Source organism: Oleiphilus sp. HI0086, assembly GCF_001635225.1.
The window spans coordinates 1-8,738 of sequence record NZ_LWFZ01000156.1; the positions used below are offsets into that span (position 1 = coordinate 1).

An 8,738-nucleotide genomic window follows, 5' to 3' on the forward strand; every position below is an offset into this window, starting at 1 on the left:
TGACTATTAATCAGGCTTTGCTTCGTAAGGTGTCAAGTTCGTAAGTGCCTTTGTAAAGCTCTCTTCTAGCGGACATTCTAATGTCACGTTTTGCCCCGTCACTGGGTGATTGAACGTAAGTTTGGTCGCTGCCAATAATAAACGATGACTATCAAAATTTTCTTTGAATAGACGGTTGTGCTCACCTTTCCCATATTTTACATCACCGATAATTGGGTGGCTGATGTGTTTTAGGTGGCGCCGAATTTGATGCTTTCTGCCGGTTGTGGGCTTCAGTTGGATGTGGCTGTATCGTGAACTGGGGAAGCGCCCATCTGAGAATGGCAGCTCAAAACTGCACATTCGTTCATAATGTGTGACAGCTTCTTTAGGGTCTTTTTTTTGAAGTTGTTTTTGCATGTGTTTGAAAACTGCGATTTCTTTTAGAGGGTGATTGATCTCTCCATTGGTGGGAGTATACCCGCGAACGATTGCTTGATATGTCTTATTGACCAAGCGGTTTTCAAAATCTGAGCTAAGCTGAGAGGCGATCTCGGAATGCAGAGCAAATAGGAGTAGCCCTGATGTCGGTTTATCCAAACGGTGTACCGGATAGACCCACTGATCAATCTGGTTTCGCAATATTTTCATAGCATAGCTAGTTTCATGCTTGTCGATGGGACTTTTGTGTACCAGTAAACCTGCAGGTTTTTGTATAGCAATTAGGAACTTATCTTGGAAGATAATGGATAATTGCTCAGTAGCTTGTGTATCGGGCATTTGCATAACGATTGTTCTATAAAAAGAAATCAGTTTTCTGAAAGGCCATATTCTAGCACTGTACTGGATTCGTTGGGTGAAGTTGGTAGTATCTCCGTTTCTATAACAAATACATTAATACACAAGTAATGGAAGAACGAATGAGTACGTTTAATTTAAGGTTTGGTATCAGCAGGTTATTTGTCGTTATAGTCACTTGCTTAACAGTTGTTGCTTGTAGTGAAAATGGTAAAGATCAAGAAAACCCTGAAGCAGCAATGGCCGCAATGCCGCCACCTCCTGTGACCGTTGCAGAGGTAATACAGGGCGAGGTTAGTGACTGGAAGGAGTATACAGGTCGTCTAGAAGCTTCAGACAGTATTGTCGTCATGCCGCGCACTTCTGGTTACATACTATCGGTAGGCTTTGAAGATGGAGCTTATGTCAAGAAGGGTGACTTGCTATTTCAGGTAGATTATCGAACGGTGCGTGCAGAAGTTCAGCGCCTGGAAGCGGAAGTTAAACGCAATGTAGCGGAAATAGAATTATCTAAACGTGATTTAAAACGAGCAGAAAGTTTACGTAAGAAAAGCGCGATTTCTCAAGAGCAGCTCGATAACAGTCGCACCCGCTTAACTCAAGCTATTGCCGCAGTAGAAAGTGCGAAGGCAGACTTGAAACGAACTAAAGTCCTCGATGCAATCACCACCGTAAAAGCTGAGTTTGATGGCCAGGTTTCTAATGCCCGTGTGAAAAAAGGGAGCTCGGTCATTGCAGGTAGCACAGTGCTGACTACCTTGGTTTCTACTGATAAAACACATGCATATTTTGATGTTGACGAAAAAACCTTTGCTCGTTTGCGTAGCTTAGGAGAAGGCAAGCGTTTGGATGAAATGAATATTCCTGTATTTATGGGGTTGGCGGGTGAAACTACATATCCGCATCAGGGAGTGATCGATTTTGTTGATAATCAGGTTGATATCAGTACGGGTACAATACGACTGCGTGCAGTATTTAGCAATGAAGATGGTAAGTTCACGCCAGGGATGTTTGCGCGGATTAATATGCAGATAGGTGCGAGCTATCCAGGAATTCTTGTTGATGAGAAAGCTGTCGTGACAGACCTTAGTCATAAATATGTATTGGTTTTAGGAGAAAACAACATCTTGGAATATCGCCCTGTTCAGTTGGGTCCTAAATTCAAGGGTTTGAGGGCGATTAAGAGTGGCCTGGAAGCTGGTGAAAAGATTGTTATCAAGGGGCAGGGCTTGCCAAATGTTTTCCCTGGAATGCCGGTATCACCTAGTGATGCAGATATGGCGCCAGCCACTAACAATAGCCAAGGCTAGGAGCGGCAAGCCAAAATGAGTATTTCACAATATTTTATTAGCCGCCCGATCTTTGCTGGCGTGCTCTCGATGATGATCTTCCTAGCTGGCTTGATCGCCGTCTTTCAATTGCCGATAACAGAATACCCAGAGGTTGTTCCGCCAACCGTTGTGGTTAATGCTAGCTATCCTGGCGCAAACCCCGAAGTGATGGCGGACTCTGTTGCTACGCCATTGGAACAGGCGATTAATGGTGTTGAAGGCATGCTTTATATGTCCTCACAAGCAACCTCAGATGGTAGCTTGGCAATTACTGTTACCTTTGAGCTGGGTACTGATGTCGATGATGCGCAGGTACAAGTCCAAAACCGTGTTTCGCGAGCGATTCCCAGGCTGCCGCAAGACGTTCAACGTTTGGGGGTGACCACAACCAAATCTTCACCTGACTTAACGATGGTCGTGCATCTGTTATCACCTGACGATAGCTATGACATGTTGTACCTGTCTAACTTTGCTAACTTGAAAGTGCGCGATGAACTTGCTCGCCTAGAAGGTGTTGGAAATGCTCAAGTATTTGGTGCAGGGGATTACTCTGTGCGTATCTGGCTGAATCCTGAGCAGGTATCTGCGATGGGTATGACCACCAGCGATGTGATCAATGCCATACGGGAACAAAACCGTCAGGCCGCGGCAGGGACAATTGGCGCGCCGCCCGGAGCGGAAGCAGCACCGTTTCAGCTGTTGATAAAGGTAAAAGGTCGTTTAGAGACTTTAGAAGAATTTGAGGATGTTGTACTGCGTGTTGGCGATAACGGAGCCATCACGCGCTTAAAAGATGTCGCGCGAGTTGAATTAGGTTCAAATTCCTATGCGCTAAGATCCTTGCTAAATAACAAGCAGGCCGCAGCCATTGCAATTTTTCAACGCCCTGGCTCAAATGCGATCCAGATCTCAGACGATGTTCGTGCGCGTATGGAAGAATTGAAGAAGACTTTCCCTGCGGGTGTTGATTACAACATCGTCTATGATCCTACCATTTTCGTGCGAGGTTCTATCGAAGCGGTTGTGATGACTTTGCTTGAAGCCATGGTGCTTGTTGTGATTGTGGTCTTACTGTTCTTGCAGACATGGCGAGCATCAATTATTCCTTTAGTTGCAGTACCTGTTTCTTTAGTTGGGACATTTGCAGTGATGGCCATGTTTGGCTTTTCTTTAAATGCACTAACGCTTTTTGGATTAGTCTTGGCTATCGGTATCGTAGTAGATGATGCGATTGTTGTGGTTGAAAACGTAGAGCGAAATATTGCTTTAGGAAAGAGTTCTATTGAAGCCACGAAGCAAGCTATGCGAGAGGTGACCGGGCCGATTATTGCTACCTCCTTGGTATTAAGTGCTGTATTTATTCCAACAGCCTTCATCTCTGGTTTGACTGGGCAGTTTTACAAGCAATTTGCCCTAACCATCGCTATTTCAACAATTATATCGACTTTCAATTCGCTAACTCTTAGCCCGGCTTTGGCCGCGGTGTTATTAAAGCCCCATGATGCAAAGAAAGACCGACTGAGCCGTATCATTGACGCCTTGTTTGGTAAGATTATTTTTGGCCCGTTTAATAAATTTTTTAGTGCCTTGACTGAAGGTTACACCTCCTTACTGAAAGTCATAATCCGGCTTTCTGTGATTGTTGTTTTGATTTACGCAGGCTTGATGGTATTAACCTCGCACCAATTTAAGACAACTCCCACCGGGTTTGTTCCTGCTCAAGACAAAATGTACTTGATTGCCTTTGCACAGTTACCTGATGCATCAAGCTTGGATCGCACTGAAGCGGTGATTAAGAAAATGTCAGCGATCGCCCTGGAGCATCCGGGAGTAGAATCATCAGTCGCTTTTCCCGGGTTATCACCTAACGGCTTCACGGTATCCTCGAATGAGGGGGTTGTCTTTGTCACCCTAAAGCATTTTGACGAACGCCAAGCACCTGATATGAGTGCTGACGCGATTGCTGGTGCCTTATGGGGGCAGTTTATGGGAATAGATGAAGCCTTTACGGTTATTTTTCCTCCGCCTCCCGTTATCGGTTTAGGCACTACTGGTGGCTTTAAACTGCAGATTGAGGATAGGGCAAACCTGGGCTATGAACGCTTGTTTCAGGAAACACAAAAGGTTGTAGGCCAAGCCTGGCAAACGCCAGAGTTAACACAGGTTTTCTCTTTCTTTCAGGTTAATGTACCGCAAATAGAAATTAACGTTGATAGAGAGAAGGCTAAAGTTCATGGTGTAGCGATATCAGATATTTTTGATACCTTGCAAGCCTATATGGGCTCGGTATATGTCAATGATGTCAATTTATTTGGTCGCACTTATCAGGTCAATGTGCAGGCCGATGAAGCCTTTAGAGTAGATGAAACGCAGCTGGAAAAGCTAAAAGTGCGCAACCGTGAGGGATCAATGGTGCCGCTTGCTTCGTTTGTAACGGTGCAGCACGGCGCTGGTCCAAACCGCGTTTCTAAGTACAACGGCTATCCGGCGGCTGACCTAAATGGACAAGCCAAGCCCGGTTATAGTTCTGGTCAAGCAGAAGCAGCCATCACAGCTATTCTCGACCGCTCTTTACCAAATGGGATGGCTTATGAATGGACAGATCTGAAGTATCAGCAGATTCTAGCGGGTAATACGGCTATCTATATTTTCCCCTTGGTTGTTTTACTGGTCTTCCTAGTGTTGGCCGCGCAGTATGAGTCATGGTCGTTGCCACTGGCGATTATCTTGATTGTGCCAATGGTTTTGTTGTCAGCGATGACGGGTATTATTTTGTGGGGTTTGACTAACAATATCTTCACGCAAATAGGTTTTATTGTGCTGGTTGGGCTGGCTGCGAAGAACGCCATTCTTATCGTTGAGTTTGCCAAAGAGAAAGAAGATAGTGGCATGGGGTTGCTTGAGGCGACGCTTGAAGCCAGCCGCTTGCGTTTACGCCCCATTTTAATGACTTCGCTTGCTTTTATTATGGGGGTGGTGCCCTTGGTGTGGGGTTCAGGAGCGGGTGCAGAAATGCGTGAGGCCATGGGTGTTGCTGTATTTGCAGGTATGATTGGGGTTACCGTTTTTGGCTTACTCTTAACGCCTCTCTTCTATAAGTTAGTCAGGCATCTAAGCAACAGAAAAAAGTTGTAGGGTAGAGCTTCTTATTTCTACCTATTAAGGCGGGAATTTCCCGCCTTAATATTTTATAGGCTAATCTAGTAAATCTATGACGGTTTGAGAGTTATAGAAATCTTCTAAATGGCGTCTCAGAAGCTCCTCTAGAATGCCGTTTTCTTTAAATGCTTCTAAAGCCTTGGGTGCGAATATTTTTATGGGCGCAATAATTCTATCTTTTGAGACATCAAATTCCTCGAGCAAGACGTCGAGGTTTTTTCTGCCGTAGCGCTTAAAGAAGTAGTCTACGATGGTTTCATAACTGCTGATGAAATAATCTGTTTTTCTAAACTTAAGCCAGAAGTCATAGCCTAAGGCGATAAATTCAGATAGATCTAAACTGTCCATACCTTGTTGAAATTCAGACATGGGTTTATTTTCAATCGCTTCCCATAGCTCCATTGCAGAGTCGCGCAATTGCTCATCGCTTACTGAGCCTTCTAGAAACTTCTTGCTTTCGTCCAGGATAAAGTCGAGGCTGTCGATAATAAAACTTTTTACGCTCTCCTCTACTCCGGAGCCAATTTTTGGCGCAGCTTTGCTGACTACATTTCTTCCCATCTTGAGCATTGAGGACACGCCCGGAATGTTCTTGCTGATTAGGTTGCTTTCATAAATATAGCGAAGGATAGCTTGGTAAAGAATGCCTGATATTAATTCGGCATATATCGGTAGCTCAATTACTTTGTCTATGCCTTTGTTTCGCTGCTCCTTTAGCTCTAAAGCTTTGTCTATGAATTCTTCAAAGTCTTTTTTGCTGATGATTTGGTTCAGTAAGGTTTCTTGATGTTTTTTTGATGTAAATAGAGTGTCGGCTGCCTCACCCGCAACTTCGGCGATGGCACCTGGAATACTTGAGCTAACGACGTTTTCGTATATAACTTGTTTGATTTGTTTAGCGCTGACAAACTTATTTAGATGGATTTCTCCTACAGCTTTCAGTAAAAACTCAGTCTCTGAATCGCATAGCTCAATAAAACGATCGGAGTTAAAGCACTCAAGTTCGTGCTTTAAATGTAGCTCTAATAGCTGTTTTGAGAGTGAGGGGAGCTCACTTTTATCATTTGCTGTGTCGTGCTTGGTTTTGTTTGCTTGGCGCTTAGTCATAATAGACTCCTGTAATATAGCTTACAGTTGTACCCTTAATGTCTAGAGGCGTCAAATCAAAAGTCTATTTTTGCTGTTGATGTGTCGTAATTAAATTGTCTAGTATGGACGTTTACCACTTAGAGTACTGATCTTCGACAAAACCATATTGAGATTCAATCTCGTAGCGTTTGCCTTCAGCGGTGATTAAGTGCCCCTTAAACTTGCCGAATATTTGTTTGAAGTTTGTGGCCATGAAACCGGCATTGAGGTGTTCCTTATGCATTCCTTCAGGCACAAAGCTTAGATCAAGCTGTCCGTTTTCACAGCTGATTCTCCACGCGGAGCTTTCTTCATCCCGGTCATATCTGAACTGAACTTGAGGTAGTTGATGGAGCTTATCGCCAACCCAAAAGCAGTTTTCAGAATAGCCTGTTTCATTGACGCCCCAAGACACATTGAGCCCGAGCGGTGGCTTATCTTCTGATCTATCGGCTGTGGAGTAAGATGCGCCGGAAAAGCATGCCCAGTTCCAGAATGTTTCTCGACGCATGTACCCAGCCGAAAAGTCATGATGCCCATAACAAGCAATTTCATTTAGCTTGAACTTGCCGAGAGCACAGTGAACTTCACCGCTAGCAGGAAGTGCTGCCGTTTTTTGAGCATAGACCCAGCCATTGACTGCGGTCGGTGTACAAAGAGCCATTTCCTCAAAGCTTGGTTTCTCTATGGTTTCGGCCTGAATGTTGAGCTCCGAGCCAAAACCAATCTCGAGTATTTTGCGCCGCTCGCCCTGTGAGTTAAGTTGGTAGCGCATTTTGATACTATGCTTGCCTGACTTGAAGCTTGATATGCCATTATCGGGACGGTTCGTCATATCTAGCCCGAGTGCAAAAGGTTTTTTGAATTGCCAAGTAAGCATTTTTTTATCTGAAGTTCGATAGATATAGACAAAAGCTGCGCCCAAATAGCGTAAGTCAGCTAATGCGCAGCCAAATATCAGGTCACCACTTATGCCGCCGAAATATTGAAAGCGTTTAAAATTGAAATGGCGCTGCCACTTATTGGCGCGTTTGTTCATTGGTGTTCGATAATCTGCGTCATTGATATTAATTTCATTGACGGCGTGTTTGAAGCGTCCTAAATGAGGCTTCCCGTGAGAGTTGATCAGAGAGTAGGGTTGAAGCATAAGTGTTACAGTTGTTCTAGTTGTTATGGTTTGTTTTGGGGGCAGAGTCTAGATCGTCAGAGATTAATCCCAGAAGTCGATAGAGCTCTCTACGGGTTCAACGGCTTCAAGTAAGCCTTTTTCTAATAGCACTTCATACGAGTTAACCTGGTTACGACCATTTTGTTTTGCGTAGTAGAGCGCTTTATCTGCTTTGGAGAGTGTTTCTACAGGGTGGTCGTTTTTGCTTAGGTCGGCAAAGCCGATGCTAACGGTAACCTGGCCAACCTGAGGGAAGCGGCGAGCCTCTATCGCTGCTCTGCAGCGTTCGAGAACAACCAAAGCTTGCTCTTTCTGAACGTCTTTTACCAATACCACGAACTCTTCACCACCGTAGCGGAAAAACAGGTCTTGCTGTCGGAGGACGGACCTGACTGTCTGTGAAAATAGAACTAGCGTCTCGTCACCAATTGCATGGCCGAAGCGATCATTGATAGATTTGAATTTATCGATATCTAGAATGGCAATCGCTTTAAAGCTGGTATCCTTTGCATGCAGTACATTGTGTTGTGAAAAGGCAAGGTCGGAAGAGACTTGGTCAAAAGCTTGACGATTTAAGATGCGTGTAAGCGGGTCATGGCCTTTTTCGTGCAAGTTGCGAAAGATATCGACAGCGATTTGCAGAAAGCCTACGAGAGTGTTTTTAATATCCTGGTTCTCGTAGCGGTGGCGCAAAACAACCAGGTGAGACACGCTTTTGTCATATAACACTACCGGAATGACGATTTTAAAACGCGTTCTGCTTTCAACCTTGTATACCTCTTCTTTAGAAATATAAGCCGACAGCATGTCCATGTCGTTATTTAAATAGATGTCGTTGGACTTCCCGCTACACTCTATGCCGATAAGAGTGGTCGTTTTATGATTGGAGCGCCGTGTAGCTTGTAGCTCATAAACTGACAAATCGACGCGTTCGAAATTATTGATAAGAATGTCATCGAGTGCTGTGACAAGTTCTCTAATGTTCGATTGGCTGGTCAAGCTTTTTATTAGAGTAAATAGCTGCTCTATTTCCATAATGGAAGGTCTATCACAAATAGAAGAAACGACCATTATCGTTATTCTCTGCCATAAAACCAAGTAAATTAATATAGAAGACGTTAACAATTCGTTACATTTTGCAATTGTTTACCAACAGACCGCTCATAACTTATTGG

General features: G+C 44.2%; 6 protein-coding genes. 2 read left to right on the top strand and 4 right to left on the bottom strand.

The features are described 5' to 3' along the window. Positions 1-6: 6 nt before the first annotated feature. Complete coding sequence (locus A3756_RS02170) at positions 7-759, bottom strand: pseudouridine synthase (RefSeq protein ID WP_068508407.1); 753 nt, start codon at positions 757-759, stop codon at positions 7-9. A gap of 140 nt (positions 760-899) precedes the next feature. Here A3756_RS02170 and A3756_RS02175 point away from each other — a divergent pair, with 140 nt between their 5' ends. Both A3756_RS02175 and A3756_RS02180 read left to right on the top strand, forming a co-directional pair. Beyond that, complete coding sequence (locus A3756_RS02175; protein WP_068508381.1) at positions 900-2,087, top strand: efflux RND transporter periplasmic adaptor subunit; 1,188 nt, start codon at positions 900-902, stop codon at positions 2,085-2,087. Positions 2,088-2,102: 15 nt separating this feature from the next. Beyond that, positions 2,103-5,243 carry an efflux RND transporter permease subunit gene (locus A3756_RS02180; protein WP_068508378.1) on the top strand — a complete coding sequence of 1,047 codons (3,141 nt, stop codon included), beginning with the start codon at positions 2,103-2,105 and terminating at the stop codon, positions 5,241-5,243. A gap of 60 nt (positions 5,244-5,303) precedes the next feature. Here the strand turns inward: A3756_RS02180 and A3756_RS02185 are convergent, their stop codons facing one another. From A3756_RS02185 to A3756_RS02195, 3 genes are all read right to left on the bottom strand, one after another. Then, complete coding sequence (locus A3756_RS02185) at positions 5,304-6,374, bottom strand: hypothetical protein (protein WP_068508376.1); 1,071 nt, start codon at positions 6,372-6,374, stop codon at positions 5,304-5,306. 112 nt (positions 6,375-6,486) lie between these two features. Beyond that, positions 6,487-7,542, bottom strand: a complete 1,056-nt coding sequence (locus A3756_RS02190; RefSeq protein ID WP_068552826.1) for a DUF2804 domain-containing protein — start codon at positions 7,540-7,542, stop codon at positions 6,487-6,489. 63 nt (positions 7,543-7,605) lie between these two features. Further along, a complete protein-coding gene (locus A3756_RS02195) occupies positions 7,606-8,634 on the bottom strand; it encodes a GGDEF domain-containing protein (RefSeq protein WP_068514654.1) in 1,029 nt (342 codons plus the stop codon). Between the last annotated feature and the right edge of the window lie 104 nt (positions 8,635-8,738).